A 20,901-nucleotide genomic window follows, 5' to 3' on the forward strand; every position below is an offset into this window, starting at 1 on the left:
GTCATTTTGTGTAGACTTGCTCGTTTTTTGCGCAATTAGAGAATCGCAGGAATGAAGCCGTTCGCATCCCGTTATCTGCTGCTTGCCGCATTTTCCATACTGTTGGGCGCCTGCCAGAGCACGCCGCAAGCACAGGCCCCGGCTTCGGTCGAGGCGCCGGATCCTTATGTTCAGCTTGAGCAGAGCATTAACAGTAAGGAGCTGGCGACTGCCGAAGACCAACTGGCAGCGTTGCAAGCCAAAGCCCCCGATGACAGCCGACTGGAGCAATATCAGCGCCAGTTGGCCGAAGCCTATCTGAGCCGTAGCCAGATCGTGCTGCAAAAAGGTGATGTCAACGCCGCCGCCACCGCCCTGAGCCGTGCCCGTGCCCTGATGCCCAAGGCCCCGGCCTTGACCAGTGGCGTCAACGGCGCCATCGCCCATGCGCGCAAGGCCGAGTTGGACAAGGCCGAAGCTGAACTGAAGGCCGCTGAAGCCAAGCGCACCGCCAAAGTGATCGATCCTACCGCCGAAACCAGCGTAGTTGAGCTGAAAATCGGCCAGATGCCACAACTGCGCAAGCAACTGGACGCGATTGCCGCCGATATCGTCGCCTTCAACTGTGAAGTGACGCTGCAGGTGCCTCGCGTTGATGACTACCCGTGGCTGTCGACACTGCTGGCCAAGCGCATCGTCAAGCTCAACCCGAATTTCGAGCTGCATCTGCAACGCCAGATCGAGCGCAACGCGCCTGCCCAGGTTGTGATCAAGCCCGCCCAGATGTAAGCCGGTGTCATTGCCTTCGCGCACCCGGCGCGAGGGCCCGCGCCGCTGATCGCGTTATGCCATAAACCATGGTTTGTCGCGAAATAAATGCTAAGAACCTCCCGGCGGACAGGCTAAAATGCGCGCCCGGTTTATCCAGCCGATGCGAAACAGCCCGTGCGTGCCCAGCCCGTCGCGCTGAATTTATTACCGCGCCCCACAAGGTTCGCTCAGTGATCGAGTTTCATAACGTCCATAAAACTTATCGGGTTGCAGGCAAGGAAATCCCTGCGCTGCACGCCACCAGCCTGCGCGTCGAAGACGGCCAGGTGTTCGGCCTGATCGGCCACTCCGGTGCTGGCAAAAGCACCTTGTTGCGTCTGATCAACCGCCTGGAAACCCCCAGCGGCGGCCAGATCGTCGTTGATGGCGAAGACGTCACGGCCCTTGATGCCAACGGTCTGCGGCGTTTCCGTCAGCAGGTCGGCATGATCTTCCAGCACTTCAACCTGCTGGCCTCGCGCACGGTCGCTGATAACGTCGCCATGCCGCTTACCCTGAGTGGCGACATGCCGCGTGCCGAGATCGATCAGCGGGTCGCCGAGTTGCTGGCGCGGGTTGGTCTGTCTGAGCACGCGAAGAAATACCCGTCGCAGTTGTCCGGCGGCCAGAAGCAGCGTGTCGGCATCGCCCGAGCCCTGGCGACGAAACCGAAGATTTTGCTGTGCGACGAAGCCACCAGCGCCCTCGACCCGCAGACCACTGCGTCGGTCCTGCAGCTATTGGCCGAGATCAATCGCGAGCTGAAGCTGACTATTGTGCTGATCACCCACGAAATGGACGTGATCCGCCGGGTTTGTGATCAGGTCGCAGTAATGGATGCCGGGCGTATCGTCGAGCAGGGCCCGGTAGCCGATGTGTTCCTGCATCCGCAACATCCGACCACCAAGCGCTTTGTGCAGGAAGACGAACAGGTCGACGAGAACGAGCAGCGCAATGACTTTGCCCATGTGCAGGGTCGCATTGTGCGTCTGACTTTCCAGGGCGAAGCGACCTACGCGCCGTTGTTGGGTACTGTCGCTCGCGAGACCGGTGTGGACTACAGCATCCTGGCCGGACGTATCGATCGCATCAAAGACACCCCCTACGGGCAGTTGACCCTGGCCATTACCGGCGGCGATATGGAGGCGGCTTTTGCCCGCTTCACCGCGGCTGACGTTCACATGGAGGTGTTGCGCTGATGGAAGCTCTGATCGCCCTGTTTTCCAATGTCGACTGGTATGAAATCTGGGTCGCCACCGGCGATACCCTGACCATGCTCGGCATTTCCCTTGGCTTCACCGTGCTGCTGGGCTTGCCCCTGGGCGTGCTGATGTTCCTCACCTCGCCGCATCAGTTGCTGGAAAACAAGCCGCTGTACACGGCGGTCGGTCTGGTGGTGAACATTCTGCGGGCGTTGCCGTTCATCATCCTGCTGATCGTCATGATGCCGCTGACGGAAATCATCACCGGCACCTCCCTGGGTATCCTCGGCACCTTGCCGCCGCTGATCGCCGGGGCAACGCCGTTCTTCGCCCGTCTGGTGGAAACCGCGCTGCGTGAAGTGGATCGCGGCATCATCGAAGCGACCCAGGCCATGGGCGCCACCACCCGCCAGATCATCGTCAAGGCGCTGCTGCCCGAGGCCCGCCCCGGCATTCTCGCGGCCATTACCGTGACCGCTATCGCTTTGGTGTCTTTTACCGCCATGGCCGGTGCCGTGGGGGCCGGTGGCCTGGGCGACCTGGCCATTCGCTACGGTTACCAGCGCTTCCAGAACGATGTGATGTTCGTGACGGTCATATTGCTGTTGGTGCTGGTGCAGATTCTGCAAACCGTCGGCGACAAACTAGTCGCGCATTTTACGTACCGCTAAAAAGGATTTGTTTCATGAAGAAGTTGCTGGCCATCGCGGCCGCCCTGGTTGCCCTGTCCGCCCACGCCGACGAAACTCTGACCGTCGCCGCCAGTGCGGTGCCTCACGCCGAGATCCTCGAGTTCGTCAAACCGACGCTCGCCAAGGAAGGTGTGGACCTGAAGATCAAGGTCTTCAACGACTACGTGCAGCCCAACGTGCAGGTCGATCAGAAGCGCATGGACGCCAACTTCTTCCAGCACCAGCCGTATCTGGATGAGTTCAACAAAGGCAAGGGCACCGATCTGGTTGCGGTAGCCAAGGTGCATGTCGAACCTTTCGGCGCTTATTCCGACAAGATCAAGAACATCGCTGATTTGCCTGACGGCGCCGTGGTTGCGCTGCCCAACGACGCCACCAACGAAGGCCGCGCCTTTCTGCTGCTGGCCAAGGCCGGGCTGATCACTCTCAAGGATCCGACCAGCATCCTGGCCAAGCCAAGCGATGTTGCGCAGAACCCGAAGAACCTGAAATTCCGTGAACTGGAAGCCGCCACCCTGCCGCGTGTGCTGACCCAGGTCGACCTGGCGCTGATCAATACCAACTACGCACTGACCGCCAAGCTCGACCCGATGAAGGATGCGCTGATCATCGAGGGCGCTGAATCGCCTTACGCCAACATCCTCGTGACCCGTCAGGACAACAAGGACAGCGATGCGGTGAAGAAACTGGTAGCGGCGCTGAATAGCCCGCAAACCAAGGCCTTTATCCTCGAGAAGTACAAAGGCGCGGTGGTTCCGGCTTTTTAAGGCGCCGCTGAGCTGTAGGAGCTAGTAAGGCGGCTCCTACAGAAGCGCATTCTGCGCTATTCAGAAACGCTTAGGTCCGACCGGTTTCAAACAGGAACCAGGTACGGCGCTCTGCCTCATCGATCCAGTTTTCCAGCAGGCTGGCGGTAGCCACGTCGTTGTGCTCGTCGCACAGGGCATGGGTGCCGCGCATGTAAGCGGTCAGTTGAATGTTGTCTTCGCGCAGCTCGGCCAGCATGTCGGCCGGGGTGACGAAGTCGGCGTCGTTGTCCAGCAGGCGTTGCAGCTTCTTGATATGGCCGGTGGAGCGCAGGGTAGTGCCACCCAGTTTGCGCACGCGCTCGGCTACGGCGTCGGTGATGGCGAAGATCTGGTCGGCCTGCTCATCGAGCAGCAGGTGATAGTCGCGAAAGTTCGGGCCCGACATGTGCCAATGGAAGTTCTTGGTCTTCATGTACAGGGCAAACGTGTCGGCCAACAGGGCGTTCAGTTCTGCCGACAGATCGCGGCGGGCCTCTTCGCCCAATTGGTTGGGCGTACGCAGGTCGGCTTTTCTGATTGCTTGAGCGGCTTCAAGATTTTTCATCGAGCGTGTCCTCTTTAAGCGAAATGGGGGTCGGGCTCCAGAAGCGGGGCCGGTTATCCGACGGTCCAGACAAGATTGCCAATGCTACACCCGCCATGACTAATGCAAATTGGCTATGGCCAGTCTTTAGCACATGCATGATAAAAATGCGTCGCCATATTTCTGCTTTAGCAGCGGGCCAGACAGCTTTATTCACAACTGCGATTAATAACTGGCGCTTCAGTGCGTTTTTTGTGGAGCGCTTCTCAGCATTCTGTAAGGCCCTGTATTTACGGGGCTTTCAGCGCAGATCGAAAAAATGCCGTTGGTCAATTTAGCTAGCAAGCTATGTTTTTGACACAGGTAATCCGACTTCCATCAACAGAGTTATCCACAGGCTTAAGGCTTGATCTGGATCAACGGCGCTCGGCCAGCAACAACAAGTTGCGCGGCGTCAGTTGGCTGTCGCAGAAGGTGCCGATCTGGACCTCGTAGTGGCGTTCTTGCAGAAACAGCGCACGGTCCAGCACCAGCCAGAGTTCCAGAGGACGGCGGAACAGATTGCGCAGTAACTCAAGGTTGCGCACATGCGCCAGGCGTTGCCAGCCGGCGGCTTCGAGGGCCGCCCAGTCTGGATTGCCCAGGGCGGGCAGGCCCTTGAGTTCGGCCAGCTCGCGGCAATAGTCGGCAAACGGCTTGTCGAGCCAGGCGGTCGGCAGAGACGGCGTGGATAAGTACTGATCGACGCCCCTGACCTCCCGTTGCAGCAGATCGAAGCCCAGGCGTCGCGCCATGGAGGTATCGCGCTGACGACGCACACGGGCGCCGGCAGTGACGGTTTCGCTGAGCGGCAAGCCCAGATCATCCAGGGACAGATGCAGGGCTGATGCCTGACCCTCGCGGGATAACGGCTGATAGCTCGTAGCGCTCGTGCGGTTGTAACAGCAGGGTGCGATAGCCAGTTGTGGGCAACCGACCTGGCTGGCCAGGTGCATCAACTGCACATGCAGATCGCCGCAAGCATGCAGGGCAACAGCCGTGTGGTGGTTGCCCAGCCGCCGCCAGGTGTCGTCGGCCATGACATCCTGGCAGACATGCTCGGCCTCGACATTCAGTCGTGCACTGAGCAGGCGTCCGGCCTCGATCAGGGTCGGGTCGTACTCCAGGCAGGTCAGTGCCTGGCTGCCGTGAGTCAGACGTCGCCCCAGATGCCCCTTGCCCGCACACCAGTCAAGCCAATGTTCGGGCGCCTTGCCAAAGTTCAGACGACTGGCGAAGGCTTCGATCTGCTGCCACTTGCGGCCCGGCACATCGACACTCATGCGCGCAGCAACCGGTTCAAGCGCTGTGGCAGGCAGCGTCGCAACCTGGCTCAGAGCCATGGCTTCGGCGGCCAGGGCCTTGAACGGGAAAGGCGCATCGAGCTGTTCCGGGTGGTTATGCGCCGCTTCTGCTTCGCTTAACGAGCGTTGACGCAGCCACTGGGCCAGTTCCGGGTACTTGCTCTCCCAGGGCAGTTGCAGATGGGTGAAGGGGCGTGGGTGCCACAAATCCTGATACGCGAACAGGAAGCTATCCAGCGCGCGGAAGCGGCTGTGGATAGGTTCGTCCTGCCAGGTGGGATCAAGGGGCATGAGCTGCAGCCGCTCTTTTTGGGCGCCATAAATCCCTGTAGGAGCTGCCGAAGGCTGCGAAAAGATTCCAGACCCTATCGCAGCTTTCGGCAGCTCCTACAGGGAGCCTTGTTTCAACCGTAATCAGAGAATACTGAACGGGAAATACTTGTCGTTGATCTTCTTGTAGCTGCCGTCTTCGATAATTGACTTGAGTGCGGTATTGAGGCGATCACGCAATGGATCGTCCTTGCGCACGGCGATACCGACCTGATCACGCTCGACCACGGGCTCGCCCTTGAATTCGAAGTTCTGCCCGGCCTCGCTTTTCAGCCATTCGTAGCTGGCGTATTTGTCGGCCAGCAAGGCATCGACACCGCCATTTGCCAGGTCGCTGTAAGCCTTTTCCGGAGTGCCGTAGAGCTTGATGGTAATGGCTGCACCGAGATTGCTTTGCAGCCAGTCACTGGCCTGGGTTGCGATGGGCGCGCCAATGGTCTTGTCCAGCAAGGTCTGTTTCAGCGTGCTCTTGTCGGTAGGAAAATCCTTAGACTTGAGTGCTACGAATTGCAGCTTGTTGACGTAGTAGGGCGCTGTGAAGTCCACCTGCTGCTTGCGCTCGTCGGTGATGGACATCGAGGAGATGATGAAGTCAGTCTGATGTTCGTTCAGCGCCGGGATCAGTCCGTCGAAGTCCGAGGTTACCACCTCGCACTCGACCTTCATCCGCGCACACAGGGCGTTGCCGATCTCCAGGTCAAAACCTGCCACCTGGCCACTGGTGTCCTTGCTGTTGAAGGGCGGGTTGGCACCCTGGATGCCCATCTTCATTTTTTCCACGGCAAATGCCTGGGTGGTCAGTGCCAGGACGGCGATCGTCGCCAGCAGCATTGTTCTACAAGCGTGCATGCATGTTGCTCCATGTGGGACATGCAGCGTTTATACGCGAGCTGACGTGGGCCGGATAGCAGGGGCGTGCTTCACTTCATCCGGTACAGCACCGAATGCCCGGCCAATTGATGCTGCAGGACCGCCAGGACATGCCCGGCCACCAGCGCGCCCAGGGCTGCGCAGAGGATGTGGTGCACCGTATGCAGCTGCGCCAGGGCATCGACCGAGTAGACCAGTTGCGGCAAAGGCAGCAGCGAAAACAGGGTCACAGGATGGCTCATCATCAATACGCCGGTCAGCAATACGCCGAAAATCAGCAGGTACAGGGCGAGATGCGCCAGGCGGGCGATTTTCTGGCGAATGCTTTGCGCTTCTTCCGGCCCGGCCTTGAGGTAAAGCCACAGGCGCCAGAGGAAAAATGGAATGAATACGGTGGTGAGTTGCGGATTGAGGTTTTCGACCCAAGCGCGCACGGCATCGTGCTCAGGCAGCAGGGCTACGCCGAAACCGCTGAAGGTGGCCCAGATGATCACCACGGCGGATATCCAGTGCAGCAGCACACGGTTGCGCGGATAAGGTCTGGCTTCGCCGAAAGGTTGATGGCGAAACAGCGGGCGGGACTTCATGGCGGACACGACGGGCACTCGAACTGGCGATAGGACACTATTTAGAGGTGTACGCTACGCTTTTGTCCGCCGTGTTGTAAATGCCAATCTTTCTCAGTTGCTTGATTCAGGTCAGCGCACAGTCTTTTCGTTGCGCTTGAGCAGCAGACGCGATGCTTCGTCGTAATCCGCCTGGAATGCCGCGCTGGAGATCCAGGCGATGGCGGCTTCTTCGTCTTCATCGTGGAACAGGCCACGGTAGGTGATGAGCAGGCCCATCATGAAGTCGGTGGCGTTTTCCGGTTCTTCCTCAGCTACCACCAGTTCCAGCACCGGGTATTGCAGGAACACCAGGCACAGTGCCAGTTGGCTGATGGTGGCGGCGGCCTTCATGGCTTCAAACAGCTCGTCGAAGTGGGCCGGTTCGAAGCCGTTTTCGAGGATGTCCTGGAAGTCGAAGGTGCTCAGATCCAGTTCGAGGTCGTCGAAGGGCTGGCTGACCAGGGGGGAGGCGAATACCGGGTGCAGGTTGTTCTGTACCGGTTTGTTGCCGGAGCGATTCTGCTTGGCTTTGACTTTGGCTCGTTTGGCGCGTTTTTGCTGTTTGTCTGGCGAGGCCATGCACGTCGGTCCTGTGGCGGTTGTAGGCGCGAACGTGTTCGCAAGAGATGGCTATTGAAGCGCAGGTTTGCACAAATCGCACCCATTAAAAACAAAACGGGTGATACGTCGCGGACTGCGGCGTTTTTCAAGGTAGTTGTCGCGTCGGCGGTGTTGCTATGCCACTTTCACGATCACGCTGAGCTCCCTTTCAGGATTTAGATAGACCGTTCCGATCGGACTCCAATTGCGTGTTTCAGCGGACCATCGTTCAGGCTTTTTCTCTCGGGCGAGTCGGTAAACATCATGACGGCGGGCAAGTATTTCCTTGTCCTTGCCGTCATGCCGCTGGGTCGGTGTGACGAAGCGGATTCGGCTATGGCGATGCACTGTGTTGTACCAAGTCATGAAGTCTCTGACCCAGGTACGCGCCTCGTCCAGGCCTCCAAACCCATTCACGGGCCATTGCGGACAATATTTCAACGTCCTGAACAGCGACTCCGAATAGGGGTTGTCGTTGCTGACGCGTGGCCGTCCCCGCGAAGGTGTTATTCCCAAATCGTGCATTTTGGACAGAAGCGTCACCGACTTCATGGGCGCTCCATTATCCGAGTGCAGCACCAACGGTTGGCGCCAGCACTGCTCCTGGGTCACGCTTCGTTGCAGTAACGCTGCTGCCTTTTCCCCGCTTTCTGCTTCGTAGACCTCCCAGCCCACGGCTTTGCGGCTGTAAATATCCTCAATCAGGTAGAGGTAGTAAAACTGCCCGCGAACCGGCGAGGGTAAGTAGGTGATGTCCCATGACCACACCTGATTGGCCGATGTTGCTGCATACGTCGTGGGGGTTGCACGGTGCTGTGGACGTTTGGCGCGCGAGCGATGCTGTTGCTGACCTGCTGTGTGCAACACCCGGTAAAAAGTAGCTTCCGAGGCCAGATAGCGTCCCTCATCAGCCAGCTGCGGCACGATCTGGCTCGGTGGCAGATGCGCATAAGCCTTGCTGCTGCACAGCGTCACGATACCTTGGCGCTCCAGCTCGCTGAGTGCATTACGGGGTGTTGGCCTGAGCGTCGTGGTGCGCCCATCGGCAAGGACTTCCAGCGGCAAGCTCCAGCGCTGCAAAGTTCTCAGGGAAATGCCGACTTCCTGACAAGCAGGCGCCCTTCGGGCGCCCGCGGTAATGGCTTCATTGAGCCAACTCACGAGTAAATACCGTTCTGGCAACAAGGTCAGCTGTCCTCGTCGTCGTTCCCCCAGTAGGCATTGAGCTTTTTTCGCAGTACCAACAAGGCTGCTGTTTCAGCCAGCGCCGCGTCTTTACGTCGCAACTCACGCTCCAGAACACGGATACGATTTTTATCCTCGCGCGCTTGTCCGACCTCTGCTCTTTTAGCGGTCGGCTGATTAGAGCTGTTGGTGATAAACGCGTTACGCCAGGCCGCAATTTGCTCGGGAAAAATTCCCTTGCGACGGCAGTACTCGCCCAGCTCCAGCTCAGACAGGGGCGATGTTTCGATGATCACCGTCAGTTTGGATTCGGCTGACCAATTCTCCGACGGTTGCTTGGTTTCGGACAATTGAGTTCCTTGCGCCGCAGCTTGTTTGCGCCATTGATAGAGAGAAACATCGCTGCACCCCTCACGCCGTGAGACCTCTTTTACAGAGAGACTCAGGGGCGGGAGCATCATTCTCAGCAGTGATGCTTTTCGTTCGGGTGAGTAGAAAGACATGACCATACTCTTGCCGCCCCCGGAATGCGTTTAAGAATTCGCAGAGGCGACAACTATCCTGACACCGGGGGACTGTGGGAGCGAGGCTTGCCCGCGAAGAGGCCGGTGGGTTCAACGCAGTTATATACGTCGAAAAATCGCTTTCGCGGGCAAGCCTCGCTCCAACGAGTCGGAGTACAGAGTCGCAATGGCAGGACGCCTCCGTTTCCCGTGAGTGAAATTTCCGATTTAATTGCGACCCCTTGCGCCTCCAAATACAGCGCTCTAGCCTCCTGCCGTCGCTGCAAAATCAGCGATCAGGTTTGGTAGATCTGGTTTTTTGGATGCGCGTTACGACTGTATATGGTGGTCGTACGCACGGCGTCTCCTGACGGCCCGGTTTGCTCATTCGCCGGATCTACCAACCTGCGTACGGCCGCCACCCATTGCGTGGTAGTGATGGGTGTTGGCGGCTTCATAAAACTTGAATGAGACTGACATCGTATGACCAACCCAACCCCCTTCCTGATCGCCAACGAATCCCTCACCAAGGAGCAATCGCTGATCCACGCCTGCGATCTGCTGCGCTATATGAAGGCCATCGGCAACGAATTCGGCGAGAGCCTGACCGGCGAAGACCGCGACAAGGCTTTCGCGATGGTGCACCTGGCTGAATCGACCCAGAGTCTGGTTGAAAGATCGCTGTAATAAATCCGCCACATGAGTCGAACAGGTGCATTTCTCCTGCGAAAAGCCTAAGGTTGCAGCCTTCATTTATGGCGCTATGCCGCTACTGCACACTTGAGCGCTTGAGTTGAGGGCAACAATGTTCGTTACACCGGCTGCTACCTGGCGAGATGACGTAAAAGCGGGATGTTGGGTGGCCGTCGTTGTCTTTCTTGCAGCGCTGCTAGGCATTTTCACCCGCCCGACCGATTATCTCGCCTCCCTGTGGCCGGCCAACGCCCTGCTCGTCGGGCTGATGGTGCGTAATCCACGCTTGGCAACGCCCCTGGGCTGGATCGGCGCGGTGATCGGCTACGTCGCCGCCGACACCATCACCGGCGGCGCGCTATTCAAGACCGTGATGCTGACCGGCGCCAACCTGATGGGTGTTTCCACCGGCTACCTGCTGTATATGCGCATCTCCAACGAGCATCGGCGGCTGCGGGTGCCGCGCTCTGTGCTGTATCTGATGCTGGTTAGCGTGGCCAGCGCGGCGGCGTCCGGGGTTGGCGGGGCGGTTGTCGACCTGATCTTCTTTCACGAGGGCCCGTTCCCTGCCTGGACCTTCTGGTTCATGGCCGAACTGGTCAGTTATGTGATTATCTTGCCGGTGGCCTTGAGTGCGCCGAGCTGGCGGCAGTGGCGCACGCTCCTCAACTATCTGCGTGGCATGTCCCGGCCTGAACAGTTCGTGCAGCAATGCGCGCCGGTGGCGGCCTTTATCCTGTGCTGCATTGCGGGGGTGCTGATCGGCGGGCCGGGTGCGGTGATGTTCCCGGTGGCGGCGCTGCTCTGGTGCGCCCTGAGCTACAGCCTGTTCACCACGACGCTGATGACCCTGATCTTCAGCAGCTGGACCCTGCTGGCCATCTCCGCGCGTTACCTGGCACTGTCCAGCATCGACCTCAACCTGCAACCGGACATGCAGTCGATGCGCATCGGTGTGCTGCTGCTGGCGCTGAGCCCGTTGATCGTGGCGATCATCTCCTCGGTGCGCAACGAGCTGCTGCGTAACGTTCAGTACCTGGCCTCCCACGATCAGCTCAGCGGCCTGCTTAATCGCCGGGCGTTCAATGAGCTGGCCGTAGAGCGGCTCAAGTGCCTGCCAGAGCAGGACTCCTTCGCCGTGCTGATGCTGGATATCGACCACTTCAAGAAGATCAACGACGCCTGGGGCCATGCCGGCGGTGATCAGGTGCTCGTTGCCTTTGCAGATATCGCCAGCAGTTGCCTGCGCGAAGGCGATGTCTTCGGCCGCATCGGCGGCGAAGAATTCGCCATGGTCTTGCCCAACTGTTCCCTCGAGGAGGCGCGCAGCATCGCCGAGCGGATCCGTCAGACCTACGCAGCCACCCCTATCGATATCGGTGAAGGTCGCAGTGTCTCATCCACCGTCAGCATCGGCGGCGCCGTAGCCCTGCCACCCGAAGACCTCGAATCCCTGCTGCTGGTCGCGGACCGCTCGCTGTACAAGGCCAAGCATCTGGGGCGGGATCGGGTGCAGTTGGAAGAGGCTCTGTAGGCTCGAGTATCCGAAATCTCGGAGTTCGGGCGTCACTGTATGAATCTTGCCGCAGTGAACGCCAGGCCCGCCAATACCCCGGCAACGGCAATAAATTTCCAGGTCTGGTCGTTGATGTCCTTGTGGAATGAGACAGCCAGGTCTTGCATGTCCTTGTGGAACGAAATAGCCAGATCTTGCATGTCCTTGCCGCTGGCACGAACAAATTCGTTCAGGTCGTCTTTTGAGGCCAGGTTTGCCAGGTCCACTTTTGTCGCCATATTCGCCGCCATATGGGTCATGTTGACCTCGATGGACTGGAGTCGCATCTCTACGCCAACGAATCTTTTCTCAATGTCGGGAATGGCTTTTTCAAGTGCCGTTACTCGTGCGTCCATGTCGGATCCCCCTCCGTTGCCGCCATTGTTATTTCCTGTTTCCTGTTTGTCGCGGACCTTGCGCGTGTAGTCGTTTCTCAACTGATAGACGTTGTCATTGCTGCTCATCAACAGGTCCTTTGCTGGTGATTTCGTCAATTCGTGCGCTGCCCAGCTCCAGATCCTCGATAACTGAATCAAGCCTTTTGAAAGCGGCGTCGCCCTCTGTCTCCAGTTCCGGGATGCCTGAGTTTCTAAGCGTCGCAGATACGTCGATCATGCAGGAGGTCAGCCCTGTTACGGCGTTATTGTACGGCTCAATAAGCGTCAGGAACTTTCTTAGGGTGATAGTCCTGTCGAGAGGGTCTATGTCTTGGTTCATGTTGTTCCTCTGAATGAGAGCCGGGGCGGGGGCTTTGTCCTGAATTATCTCTCCCCCGTTTCTCAGTCATTCTGTCGTCTCTCATCAGAGGCATGTCTGTAACTATTTATTTTTTGGGTCAGGATCCATAACCACTGATCCGTACGATGAGATAAATGAGTAACCCGACGACAATCACTCGATAAAGAATGAGCGCGTACCTTCGACGGTACCCGACAGGCATGCCATCGCGATTGTCGGCTTCATCAATCAATAGCAACCACAAAGCCAGCCTGATCAGCACATCAATGACGCCCATCGCGAATGTCTCCGTTTATCCGCCGATCTTGGCCCGCTGATCAGCATAGGCAGCGGCTCGGCGAGAACCGTATCACTCAGCCATGCCCGAAATCGAATAATCCGGGAAGGGTAAAAACTCCAGACAACAAAAAACCCGCACTAGGCGGGTTTTTTGGGTTTCAGGTGATTTTGACACCACCTGAATCTAATTAGTGGTGCCCAGAGACGGAATCGAACCGCCGACACGGGGATTTTCAATCCCCTGCTCTACCGACTGAGCTATCTGGGCAACGGGGCGCATTAGACGTGTTTTTCAGGGGGTCGTCAAGCAAGTTTTTAAAAAAATTTGAATTATTACCGTTGCTTACGACCCACTCTGCTGGAAACGCTTTATTTTTCGGGGGCAACGTAGCCTTCGGCCTGTGCGTATTCTTCGCCCGAGAGGTACTTGCCCATCTCGGCTTGCAGGAATTTGCGGTCTTCGGCGTTCATCATGTTCAGGCGACGTTCGTTGATCAGCAGGGTCTGGTGTTTCTGCCAGTCGGCCCAGGCTTTCTGCGAGACGTGGTTGTAGATGTCTTCGCCCTTGGCGCCCGGATATGGAGGGCGGTCCAGGCCGGGTAGTTCTTCGTGGTACTTGCGGCACATCACGGTGCGGGTCATGACGACTCTCCTGCATTCAATACGTCTGCTGCGCGTTTGAGCAGCTTCTTCACCGGGGCGGCGAGGCCCAGGCGTGGCGGGGTGGCGAGGTTATACCAGAGCCAGTCGGCCTCGGCCACGTGGTGGCTTGGCGCCTCGACCTCGACCAGCCAGGGTTCGATGCTCAACTGGAAGTGGCTGAAGGTGTGGACCAGCCCAGGCAGTTCCCGATGCTTGCCCAGTTCCAGCGAGTGTTGCACGGCCAGGTGTTGCAGGTCGTTGAAGTCATCCAGTTCCGGCAGGCTCCACAGGCCGCCCCATAGCCCCGTGGACGGACGCCGGTAAAGCAGGATGGCGCCGTCACGATTGGCCAGCATCGGCATCAGCGTGCGCTTCTGCGGGATAGTCTTGCGCGGCTTGGGAATCGGGTAGCGAGTCTCAAGGCCGAGCATGTGCGCTTCGCAGCCGCGCTCCAGCGGGCACAGCAGGCAGCTGGGCTTGCTGCGGGTGCACAGGGTCGCGCCCAGGTCCATCATCGCCTGAGTGTAGTTATTGACCCGCGCATGGGGCGTAAAGCGCTCTGCGGCCGCCCACAGCTGCTTGGCGACCTTGGGCTCGCCCGGATAACCCTCTTGTGCAGTAAAGCGCGCCAGCACGCGTTTGACGTTGCCGTCGAGGATCGGCGCACGCAGGCCCATGCTCAGGCTGGCGATGGCGCCGGCGGTAGACAGGCCGATGCCGGGCAGCTCGGTGAGCTGTTCAACGTCGCGGGGGAATTGGCCGCCATGTTTGGCGACGACGATCTGTGCGGTCTTTTGCAGATTGCGGGCGCGGGTGTAGTAGCCCAGGCCCGTCCACAGGTGCAGCACTTCGTCTTCCGCGGCTTCGGCCAGGGCCTGCACAGTGGGCAGGGCGCTCATGAAGCGGTCGAAGTAACCCAGTACGGTGCTGACCTGGGTCTGTTGCAGCATGATTTCCGAGACCCACACCCGGTAAGGTGTGATGCCCTGTTGCCAGGGCAGGTCGTGGCGGCCATGGCGGTCGTACCAGTCAAGGACCGCGGTGGAGAACTGCTCGGGTTGCATTAATTTCGCTCAGTAAGTGAGACAGGACACTAGCGTTTGAACAAGCCCTTGAGGGCATCCTTGAGTTCCGGGCTGACTTTGTCGCCCAGTTTCTCTTCGAGTTTTTCACCGAGTTTGTCGGTGGCCAGCTTGGCGGCGATACGGCCAATGCCTTCCTTGTCCAGGCGGCAGGCCTTAGCGCCCATTTCCAGGGGGCCACGGCACTGGATCGGCCATTCGATGCCGACATAGCGCGGGTTGACCTGGCAGGCCGGGTCGGGCATGTCGCTCTTGTCACCTTCGATGATGACGCCCAGGCGGTAGTTCATGCCCAGTACACGCAGGTCGATATCGCCGTTGCCGTTGACGGTCAGGCCAGGGATCTGCACCTTGAGGTCGGGGTTGCTGGCGACGCCGTTGCGCACTGTCAGGCTGCCGTTTAGTTGCTGGAAGGGCGTGTCGTGACCGCGTGGGTTGCCGCTCAGGGTCTCGCGATTAAGCACGGCGATGCCCTGGCACAGTTGCTGTTCGATATTGGCGCTGACCAGCACGCCGTCGTTGATGGCAAAACTGGTAGTGCCGTTGAGGCTGTCGACCAGGGTTTTTTCGCTATTGCCCTTGGCGGTCAGGTTATTGTTCAGGGTCAGCAAGCCCTTGACCGGCGGGGTCTGGCCCATGGCCTGGAGCACTCGGTCAACCGGCACTTTGGCGACGCGTGTCTGTACGGTGGCCACTGGCACGTCAGGGCGGGTGTCGAGATTGCCTTTGACTTCAAAGTTGCCGTTGTACAGATCGCCACGCAGGCTGCTGACGGTAATGACGCCGTTCTGCGCCTGGGTTTGCAGGGCCGCGTTCTGAATCGGCAGCTTCTTGATGATCAACTTGTCGAAGCCCAGCTCGGCATTGACGTCCAGCTTGCGCATGCGCTCCAGGGGGAACAGCTTTTCCGTGCTCCAGGCCTGCTTGGTCGGTTGCTCCGGCAGGGTGGTAGTGCCACCGGCTGCGGCGTCTTCACCGCTGGCCACTTCGGCCTTACGTGCGGCGCTGGCGCTTTTTGACTCCTCGGACTCGACCGGGCGATAGCGGTCGGCGTCGAAGGTGTCGCCCTTGAGTTGCAGGCGCAGCGCCTGTTTGGCGAAGTCTTCGACGGCCAGGCGGCCGGTGAAGCTGCTGTCGTCGAGTTTGAAGTTAAGGCCTTCCAGCGTCAGGCTGGTGGGATTGGCGCTGATGCGGGTGACCAGTTCAAGTTTCTTCAGGCTACCCTCGGCCATGGCCGGAGCGGGCATGGCGATATTGTCGAGGAAGTTGCGCAGGTCGAACTGGGCGACGGAAAGAGCGCCGCTGACTTGCGGGGTCTTGTCCAGATCACGTACATGCAACTCACCCAAGGCACGCAACTGATTGGCCGACAGCTTGAGACTGGTCCAGTCGGCGACGTTGGCCATCAGGTCGGTCAGCAATTGCCCTTGGGCGTTGAAGGTCACGGTCTTGCCTTGCAGCGGGTCGCCGGACAGTTCGCCGGTCACGCGCATGTCACCCAGCTGGTAGCGCTTGAGGGCGCGGTTGAGGCGCAGTTGGCCGGTGAGTTCGGTCTTGGCGCGCAGCACCGGCTGGTTGGTGCCAAGGAAGGCGGTCAGTTTGATCGGTATATCGGTGTTTTCATGCACTGCACCGGCGCTCAATTGGATGCTTTCGGCGCTGAAGGTCTGGTTCTTGCGCGCATCGGTGTATTCGACCCGAGCGTTATTGACGGTGAGGCTGTCGATATCCAGTTTGATCGGCTGCGACGGCTTTTCAGTCTTGTCGGTTTTATCCGACTCAGGCGTCGCCTGACTCTGGGCGGTGCTGTCAGACGGGGCGCGGCGGCCGATGTCTTCCCAGTTGCCATGGCCGGTTTCGTCGCGGCTGAGCATCAGGTCCAGGCCTTCGACGCGCACATCGCTCATCTGGATTTCACGGCGCAGCAGCGGCAGGACTCGCACGGACAAGCCGAGCATTTGCAGATTGGCGAACGGCTTGGTCGGCGTGATCAGCGTGGCGACGCTGGCATCGTGCAGCTCCAGGCCGAGCCAGGGGAACAGGCTCCAGCCGATATCACCATTGAGGGTCAGTTCGATGTGCGCCTTGTCGCGGGCAATCTTGCGAATCTCGTCTTTGTAGTCGTTGGGATCAAACAGATGGGTCAGCGCGAAGCCGAGAGCCACGATGATCAGCAACAGCCCGAGAATAAACAGTCCCAGGATTTTGCCGAACGCTTTCATGGGCGAGTCCTTGTATTCGAACGTTCAAAAATAGCCCGCGAGTATAGCCTCCTCACGCGGGTTTCCGGGTGATCTCTGACCACACGCCGTTGCGTATTGTTGCAATCAAGCTTTCAGCAACGGTACATGGAGTTTGGCCGCCAGGGCCTGGACTGCAGGAGACTCGGCGGTTACCAGCAAGCGTAGTTGGCTGCCTGCATCCCTGGCTGACTTTTCTGTCAGGGTCACCAGACGCTCCGCTACGCCGCGTCGGCGAGTCGGTAGGCGCACACACAAATGAGACAGCAGCCACTGATCAGGCTGGCATTGCAGGCGAGCCGCTCCCAATAAACGGTCGTTGAAGCGGGCCACAAGCAACTGGCCGTCGCTGACGGTTTTTTCAAGCAGCTCTGCAGCATCGGCATAGGGGGCGAAAAAACCTTCAGGGGCATCACGATAGATTTTCTGCAGGTCTTCCTGGTCTTGATAACTAAGGGCATCTAACGGTTCAACTAAGACAGGCATGAGTTTTCCTTTGGCAAGGCATGTAGCGGGTACAGATCGCGTTTAAAAGAGCGGATCAGAATGCTGGCTAATGTTAATCTCCGCCTATTCGCACCTCCTGTAGTGGGCTTTTGCCACTATTTCGGAATTTCGCAGTCCATATGCAGCTTGCCCCGTGCAAGCAAAGCTATGGCCGCATTAGAGCGAATGTCTTGCGCGTAATACACACCTGGGGGAAATAATAATGAGTTCTAGCTCAGTCCTGAGCGGTTCAGTCGCTCAACCTGCGTTCCTGTCAAAGGAACGCATTATTGCCAAATCCGGTTTCAACCGTTGGCTCGTTCCACCCGCTGCTCTGGCAATCCATCTGTGCATCGGCATGGCCTATGGCTTTTCCGTGTTCTGGTTGCCGCTGTCCAAGGCTGTCGGTATATCCGCGCCGACTGCCTGCGCGCCCGATATGGGCTTCTTTGCCCAGGTATTCTCGTCGACCTGCGACTGGCCGATCTCGATGCTGGGCTGGATTTACACCCTGTTCTTCATCTTCCTGGGCTGCTCGGCAGCTATCTGGGGCGGCTGGCTTGAGCATGCCGGTCCACGCAAGGCCGGTGTCGTTTCGGCCCTGTGCTGGTGCGGTGGCCTGTTGATTTCGGCGCTCGGCATCTACAGCCACCAGATATGGCTGATGTGGCTCGGTTCCGGGGTTATTGGCGGGATCGGTCTGGGCCTGGGCTATATCTCCCCGGTCTCGACCCTGATCAAGTGGTTCCCGGACAAGCGCGGCATGGCGACCGGCATGGCGATCATGGGCTTCGGTGGCGGTGCGATGGTGGGTGCACCCCTGGCGACAGCGCTGATGAGCCATTTCGCAACGCCCGACAGCGTTGGCGTATGGCAGAGTTTCGTGGCCATGGCGGTGATTTACTTCATCTTCATGATCGGCGGCGCTCTGGCGTATCGCGTTCCACCGACTGGCTGGAAGCCTGAAGGCTGGACCGCTCCGGCGAAGAAGGCCAACAACACGATGATCACTCATCGTCACGTACACGTCAGCGTGGCGTGGAAAACCCCGCAGTTCCGTCTGGTCTGGCTGGTGCTGTGCCTGAACGTTTCGGCGGGTATCGGCATTCTCGGCATGGCCTCGCCCTTGCTGCAGGAAGTCTTTGCTGGCCAGTTGCTGGGCAACACGCTGACCTTCAGCCAGCTCAGCGCTGCGCAGTTGGGCCAGATCGCGGCCATTGCTGCCGGTTTCACCGGTCTGTTGAGCCTGTTCAACATCGGTGGGCGGTTCTTCTGGGCTTCGTTCTCCGACTACATCGGCCGCAAAGCCACGTACTTTGTGTTCTTTGCCCTGGGCTTTTTGCTGTACGCCTCGGTGCCAACTCTCGGTCATTTGGGCAATGTCGCGCTGTTCGTGGCGGCGTTTTGCGTGGTGCTGTCGATGTACGGCGGCGGTTTCGCTACGGTTCCGGCTTACCTGGCGGACCTGTTCGGTACGCAGATGGTCGGTGCGATCCACGGTCGTCTGCTGACCGCCTGGGCTGCAGCGGGCGTGTTGGGTCCGGTACTGGTCAACTACCTGCGTGAGTACCAGTTGAGCCATGGCGTGGCCCGTGCCGATGCCTATGACATCACCTTGTACATCCTCGCTGGCCTGTTGGTGCTGGGCTTCATCTGCAACATGCTGGTCCGTCCGGTAGCCGACAAGTACTTCATGACCGACGCCGAACTGGCGGCCGAACAGGCTATCGGCCATGACAAGGGTGCTGACCAGAACACTTCACTGGAATGGAAAGCCTCGCCGGGCAGCAAGCCGCTGACCATCGCTGCGTGGCTGGCCGTGGGTATTCCGTTGGCGTGGGGTGTGTGGATTACCCTGCAGAAGACGGCGGTGCTGTTCCACTAAGGCCTTTGGCGGGCGCATTGGCGCCCGCCATCCGTGCTTTCTGTGGGACCGGCTTTAGCCGGGAAGGCAATGTTGAAGACGATAGAAATGTATCGATCTTGCCAATGTCTTCCCGGCTGAAGCCGGTCCCACAACGCTCATGTGTTTTTGCCTGCGATGCGCCCTGTCTGAAACCGTGCAGATAGTTCCCCGCGAATGCATTCGCTCCTACACCCGTCACCGTTCTGGGCCTATAATGTCGCCCTTTTCGCCCAATGATTTTGCGGAGCTGGTGATGGCCGAACGTAAGGCATCCGTCGAGCGCGACACTCTGGAGACCCAGATCAAAGCCTCGATCAACCTGGATGGCACTGGAAAGGCCCGATTCGATATCGGTGTCCCTTTCCTTGAGCACATGCTCGATCAGATCGCCCGGCACGGGTTGATCGACCTCGATATCGAATGCAAAGGCGACCTGGAGATCGACGACCACCATACCGTGGAGGATGTCGGTATCACTCTGGGCCAGGCATTCAGCAAAGCCATCGGCGACAAGAAAGGCATTCGTCGCTACGGCCACGCCTATGTTCCGCTCGACGAAGCGCTGTCGCGTGTGGTCATCGATTTCTCCGGGCGTCCGGGCCTGCAAATGCATGTGCCGTATACCCGGGCCACAGTCGGCGGCTTCGATGTGGACCTGTTCCAGGAGTTCTTCCAGGGCTTCGTCAATCACGCTAACGTCACTCTGCACATCGACAACCTGCGCGGCACCAACACGCACCACCAGATCGAGACCGTGTTCAAGGCCTTCGGTCGTGCGCTGCGCATGGCTGTCGAACTCGATGACCGCATGGCCGGGCAAATGCCTTCGACCAAGGGTGTGCTCTGATGCAGACAGTCGCGGTTATCGATTACGGCATGGGCAACCTGCACTCGGTCGCCAAGGCCCTGGAGCATGTGGGCGCAGGTAAGGTGCAGATCACCAGCGACGCCAATGTCATTCGTGAAGCTGACCGCGTGGTATTTCCCGGTGTTGGCGCGATTCGCGATTGCATGGCTGAAATTCGTCGCCTGGGCTTCGACTCGCTGGTGCGTGAAGTCAGCCAGGACCGTCCGTTCCTGGGGATCTGCGTGGGCATGCAAGCCCTGCTCGATCACAGTGAGGAGAACGGCGGCGTCGACTGCATCGGCCTGTTTCCCGGCCAGGTGAAGTTTTTCGGCAAGGACCTGCATGAAGACGGCGAGCACCTGAAAGTGCCGCACATGGGCTGGAACGAAGTGACTCAGGCGGTGGATCACCCGCTGTGGCACAACATCCCGGACCTGGCGCGCTTCTATTTCGTGCACAGCTTCTATATCGCCGCCGCCAATCAGCGGCAGGTGGTCGGCAGTGGTCACTATGGCGTCGATTTTGCGGCTGCCATGGCCGACGGTTCACGCTTTGCCGTGCAGTTCCACCCGGAGAAGAGCCATACCCATGGCCTGCAACTGTTGCAGAACTTCGCCGCCTGGGACGGGCGCTGGTAATGAGCCGCAAGAACAAACCGCCGATCCTCACCCTCACGCCCGAGCAGGAAAGTGAGGCGAACCACAAGATCCAGCGGCTGATGGCCGATCGTTTCGATCTTGACCTGGGTTCGTTCGAGGCGGCGGAGATTCTTGAGCTGTTTACCCGTGAAATCGCCCCGCATTACTACAATCGGGCGATTTTCGACGTTCAGGCGCAACTCAAGGAACGCTTCGAGAGCATCGAAGTGGATCTTTGGGCGCTGGAAAAGAATTAGACGCAGCTTTTTAGCTACGAGCTACGAGCTACGAGCTACGAGCTACGAGCTTTGAGCTCAAGAATTGGTAGGGCGCATATTTGC

At 58.9% G+C, this 20,901-nt stretch carries 23 protein-coding genes and 1 tRNA gene; 10 read left to right on the forward strand and 14 right to left on the reverse strand.

Translation table 11 applies throughout. The annotated features are described in order from the left end of the window. Positions 1-51 precede the first annotated feature (51 nt). The 4 genes from AC1Z24_RS01380 (at position 52) to AC1Z24_RS01395 (ending at position 3,450) form a co-directional block, all read left to right on the forward strand. Positions 52-768 carry a PA5502 family lipoprotein gene (locus AC1Z24_RS01380; RefSeq protein ID WP_483744284.1) on the forward strand — a complete coding sequence of 239 codons (717 nt, stop codon included), beginning with the start codon at positions 52-54 and terminating at the stop codon, positions 766-768. 212 nt (positions 769-980) lie between these two features. Then, positions 981-1,988: a methionine ABC transporter ATP-binding protein gene (locus AC1Z24_RS01385; RefSeq protein WP_259101515.1), complete on the forward strand. Its 1,008-nt coding sequence runs from the start codon at positions 981-983 to the stop codon at positions 1,986-1,988. Beyond that, positions 1,988-2,662, forward strand: coding sequence for a methionine ABC transporter permease (locus AC1Z24_RS01390; protein ID WP_483744285.1), 675 nt, complete (start codon positions 1,988-1,990; stop codon positions 2,660-2,662). The genes AC1Z24_RS01385 and AC1Z24_RS01390 overlap by 1 nt, the downstream gene beginning before the upstream one ends. A 14-nt stretch (positions 2,663-2,676) precedes the next feature. Further along, positions 2,677-3,450, forward strand: a complete 774-nt coding sequence (locus AC1Z24_RS01395) for a MetQ/NlpA family ABC transporter substrate-binding protein (RefSeq protein ID WP_483744286.1) — start codon at positions 2,677-2,679, stop codon at positions 3,448-3,450. A gap of 70 nt (positions 3,451-3,520) precedes the next feature. Here AC1Z24_RS01395 and AC1Z24_RS01400 read toward each other — a convergent pair whose 3' ends face one another. From AC1Z24_RS01400 to AC1Z24_RS01425, 6 genes are all read right to left on the reverse strand, one after another. After that, a complete protein-coding gene (locus AC1Z24_RS01400) occupies positions 3,521-4,036 on the reverse strand; it encodes a Dps family protein (RefSeq protein WP_483744287.1) in 516 nt (171 codons plus the stop codon). 395 nt (positions 4,037-4,431) lie between these two features. Next, positions 4,432-5,649, reverse strand: a complete 1,218-nt coding sequence (locus AC1Z24_RS01405; RefSeq protein WP_483744288.1) for a methyltransferase — start codon at positions 5,647-5,649, stop codon at positions 4,432-4,434. Between the two features lie 123 nt (positions 5,650-5,772). Continuing rightward, positions 5,773-6,537 carry a transporter substrate-binding domain-containing protein gene (locus AC1Z24_RS01410; RefSeq protein WP_483744289.1) on the reverse strand — a complete coding sequence of 255 codons (765 nt, stop codon included), beginning with the start codon at positions 6,535-6,537 and terminating at the stop codon, positions 5,773-5,775. Between the two features lie 71 nt (positions 6,538-6,608). Continuing rightward, on the reverse strand, positions 6,609-7,145 hold the full coding sequence (locus tag AC1Z24_RS01415) for a cytochrome b (protein ID WP_483744290.1): 537 nt from the start codon (positions 7,143-7,145) through the stop codon (positions 6,609-6,611). A gap of 111 nt (positions 7,146-7,256) precedes the next feature. Further along, positions 7,257-7,745: a hypothetical protein gene (locus AC1Z24_RS01420; protein ID WP_259101526.1), complete on the reverse strand. Its 489-nt coding sequence runs from the start codon at positions 7,743-7,745 to the stop codon at positions 7,257-7,259. 156 nt (positions 7,746-7,901) lie between these two features. Next, positions 7,902-9,454, reverse strand: a protein-coding gene (locus AC1Z24_RS01425; protein ID WP_483742864.1) for an IS3 family transposase whose coding sequence is annotated in 2 segments (ribosomal slippage) — positions 7,902-8,992 and positions 8,992-9,454 — 1,554 coding nt in all. Because the reading frame shifts where the segments join, the coding sequence is not laid out codon by codon here. A gap of 483 nt (positions 9,455-9,937) precedes the next feature. Between AC1Z24_RS01425 and AC1Z24_RS01430 the strand changes: the two genes are divergently transcribed. Together AC1Z24_RS01430 and AC1Z24_RS01435 are read left to right on the forward strand one after the other, a co-directional pair. Then, entirely contained in the window at positions 9,938-10,141 is a 204-nt protein-coding gene (locus AC1Z24_RS01430; RefSeq protein ID WP_259101528.1) for a DUF6124 family protein, read from the forward strand. 172 nt (positions 10,142-10,313) lie between these two features. Continuing rightward, complete coding sequence (locus AC1Z24_RS01435; RefSeq protein ID WP_483744291.1) at positions 10,314-11,681, forward strand: GGDEF domain-containing protein; 1,368 nt, start codon at positions 10,314-10,316, stop codon at positions 11,679-11,681. 32 nt (positions 11,682-11,713) lie between these two features. Here the strand turns inward: AC1Z24_RS01435 and AC1Z24_RS01440 are convergent, their stop codons facing one another. From AC1Z24_RS01440 to AC1Z24_RS01475, 8 genes are all read right to left on the reverse strand, one after another. After that, the gene (locus AC1Z24_RS01440; protein ID WP_483744292.1) at positions 11,714-12,166 is read right to left on the reverse strand and encodes a hypothetical protein; all 453 of its coding nucleotides are present in this window, start codon (positions 12,164-12,166) and stop codon (positions 11,714-11,716) included. Beyond that, on the reverse strand, positions 12,153-12,419 hold the full coding sequence (locus AC1Z24_RS01445; RefSeq protein WP_483744293.1) for a hypothetical protein: 267 nt from the start codon (positions 12,417-12,419) through the stop codon (positions 12,153-12,155). Before AC1Z24_RS01445 ends, AC1Z24_RS01440 begins: the two co-directional genes overlap by 14 nt. 118 nt (positions 12,420-12,537) lie before the next feature. Continuing rightward, complete coding sequence (locus AC1Z24_RS01450) at positions 12,538-12,717, reverse strand: hypothetical protein (protein ID WP_483744294.1); 180 nt, start codon at positions 12,715-12,717, stop codon at positions 12,538-12,540. Between the two features lie 194 nt (positions 12,718-12,911). Beyond that, a tRNA-Phe gene (locus AC1Z24_RS01455) sits at positions 12,912-12,987 on the reverse strand. Positions 12,988-13,088: 101 nt separating this feature from the next. Beyond that, positions 13,089-13,361 (reverse strand): oxidative damage protection protein, encoded by a 273-nt coding sequence (locus tag AC1Z24_RS01460; protein WP_483744295.1) that lies wholly within the window; start codon positions 13,359-13,361, stop codon positions 13,089-13,091. Then, positions 13,358-14,425, reverse strand: a complete 1,068-nt coding sequence (gene mutY / locus AC1Z24_RS01465) for an A/G-specific adenine glycosylase (RefSeq protein WP_483744296.1) — start codon at positions 14,423-14,425, stop codon at positions 13,358-13,360. Before mutY ends, AC1Z24_RS01460 begins: the two co-directional genes overlap by 4 nt. 29 nt (positions 14,426-14,454) lie before the next feature. Further along, positions 14,455-16,665: an AsmA family protein gene (locus tag AC1Z24_RS01470; RefSeq protein WP_483744297.1), complete on the reverse strand. Its 2,211-nt coding sequence runs from the start codon at positions 16,663-16,665 to the stop codon at positions 14,455-14,457. 105 nt (positions 16,666-16,770) lie between these two features. Then, the gene (locus AC1Z24_RS01475; RefSeq protein ID WP_483744298.1) at positions 16,771-17,169 is read right to left on the reverse strand and encodes an acetyl-CoA sensor PanZ family protein; all 399 of its coding nucleotides are present in this window, start codon (positions 17,167-17,169) and stop codon (positions 16,771-16,773) included. A 223-nt stretch (positions 17,170-17,392) separates the two neighbouring features. Between AC1Z24_RS01475 and AC1Z24_RS01480 the strand changes: the two genes are divergently transcribed. The 4 genes from AC1Z24_RS01480 to AC1Z24_RS01495 all read left to right on the forward strand — a co-directional run bounded on the left by AC1Z24_RS01480 (position 17,393) and on the right by AC1Z24_RS01495 (position 20,817). Continuing rightward, positions 17,393-19,054, forward strand: a complete 1,662-nt coding sequence (locus AC1Z24_RS01480; RefSeq protein ID WP_483744299.1) for an OFA family MFS transporter — start codon at positions 17,393-17,395, stop codon at positions 19,052-19,054. Between the two features lie 274 nt (positions 19,055-19,328). Further along, complete coding sequence (gene hisB / locus AC1Z24_RS01485) at positions 19,329-19,922, forward strand: imidazoleglycerol-phosphate dehydratase HisB (protein WP_259101542.1); 594 nt, start codon at positions 19,329-19,331, stop codon at positions 19,920-19,922. Next, positions 19,922-20,560 carry an imidazole glycerol phosphate synthase subunit HisH gene (hisH, locus tag AC1Z24_RS01490; RefSeq protein ID WP_483744300.1) on the forward strand — a complete coding sequence of 213 codons (639 nt, stop codon included), beginning with the start codon at positions 19,922-19,924 and terminating at the stop codon, positions 20,558-20,560. The genes hisB and hisH overlap by 1 nt, the downstream gene beginning before the upstream one ends. After that, positions 20,560-20,817 carry a DUF2164 domain-containing protein gene (locus AC1Z24_RS01495; RefSeq protein ID WP_259101545.1) on the forward strand — a complete coding sequence of 86 codons (258 nt, stop codon included), beginning with the start codon at positions 20,560-20,562 and terminating at the stop codon, positions 20,815-20,817. The genes hisH and AC1Z24_RS01495 overlap by 1 nt, the downstream gene beginning before the upstream one ends. Positions 20,818-20,901: the final 84 nt, after the last annotated feature.

This window comes from Pseudomonas sp. JL23 (genome assembly GCF_056933585.1).

Coding starts and splice junctions, on each gene's coding strand:
- hisB (WP_259101542.1), top strand. CDS start 19,329: ATGGCCGAACGTAAGGCATCCGTCGAGCGCGACACTCTGGAGACCCAG.
- AC1Z24_RS01440 (WP_483744292.1), bottom strand. CDS start 12,166: ATGAGCAGCAATGACAACGTCTATCAGTTGAGAAACGACTACACGCGC.
- AC1Z24_RS01390 (WP_483744285.1), top strand. CDS start 1,988: ATGGAAGCTCTGATCGCCCTGTTTTCCAATGTCGACTGGTATGAAATC.
- AC1Z24_RS01430 (WP_259101528.1), top strand. CDS start 9,938: ATGACCAACCCAACCCCCTTCCTGATCGCCAACGAATCCCTCACCAAG.
- AC1Z24_RS01405 (WP_483744288.1), bottom strand. CDS start 5,649: ATGCCCCTTGATCCCACCTGGCAGGACGAACCTATCCACAGCCGCTTC.
- AC1Z24_RS01475 (WP_483744298.1), bottom strand. CDS start 17,169: ATGCCTGTCTTAGTTGAACCGTTAGATGCCCTTAGTTATCAAGACCAG.
- AC1Z24_RS01460 (WP_483744295.1), bottom strand. CDS start 13,361: ATGACCCGCACCGTGATGTGCCGCAAGTACCACGAAGAACTACCCGGC.
- AC1Z24_RS01380 (WP_483744284.1), top strand. CDS start 52: ATGAAGCCGTTCGCATCCCGTTATCTGCTGCTTGCCGCATTTTCCATA.
- AC1Z24_RS01395 (WP_483744286.1), top strand. CDS start 2,677: ATGAAGAAGTTGCTGGCCATCGCGGCCGCCCTGGTTGCCCTGTCCGCC.
- AC1Z24_RS01410 (WP_483744289.1), bottom strand. CDS start 6,537: ATGCACGCTTGTAGAACAATGCTGCTGGCGACGATCGCCGTCCTGGCA.
- AC1Z24_RS01495 (WP_259101545.1), top strand. CDS start 20,560: ATGAGCCGCAAGAACAAACCGCCGATCCTCACCCTCACGCCCGAGCAG.
- AC1Z24_RS01470 (WP_483744297.1), bottom strand. CDS start 16,665: ATGAAAGCGTTCGGCAAAATCCTGGGACTGTTTATTCTCGGGCTGTTG.
- AC1Z24_RS01450 (WP_483744294.1), bottom strand. CDS start 12,717: ATGGGCGTCATTGATGTGCTGATCAGGCTGGCTTTGTGGTTGCTATTG.
- AC1Z24_RS01445 (WP_483744293.1), bottom strand. CDS start 12,419: ATGAACCAAGACATAGACCCTCTCGACAGGACTATCACCCTAAGAAAG.
- mutY (WP_483744296.1), bottom strand. CDS start 14,425: ATGCAACCCGAGCAGTTCTCCACCGCGGTCCTTGACTGGTACGACCGC.
- AC1Z24_RS01480 (WP_483744299.1), top strand. CDS start 17,393: ATGAGTTCTAGCTCAGTCCTGAGCGGTTCAGTCGCTCAACCTGCGTTC.
- AC1Z24_RS01415 (WP_483744290.1), bottom strand. CDS start 7,145: ATGAAGTCCCGCCCGCTGTTTCGCCATCAACCTTTCGGCGAAGCCAGA.
- hisH (WP_483744300.1), top strand. CDS start 19,922: ATGCAGACAGTCGCGGTTATCGATTACGGCATGGGCAACCTGCACTCG.
- AC1Z24_RS01400 (WP_483744287.1), bottom strand. CDS start 4,036: ATGAAAAATCTTGAAGCCGCTCAAGCAATCAGAAAAGCCGACCTGCGT.
- AC1Z24_RS01420 (WP_259101526.1), bottom strand. CDS start 7,745: ATGGCCTCGCCAGACAAACAGCAAAAACGCGCCAAACGAGCCAAAGTC.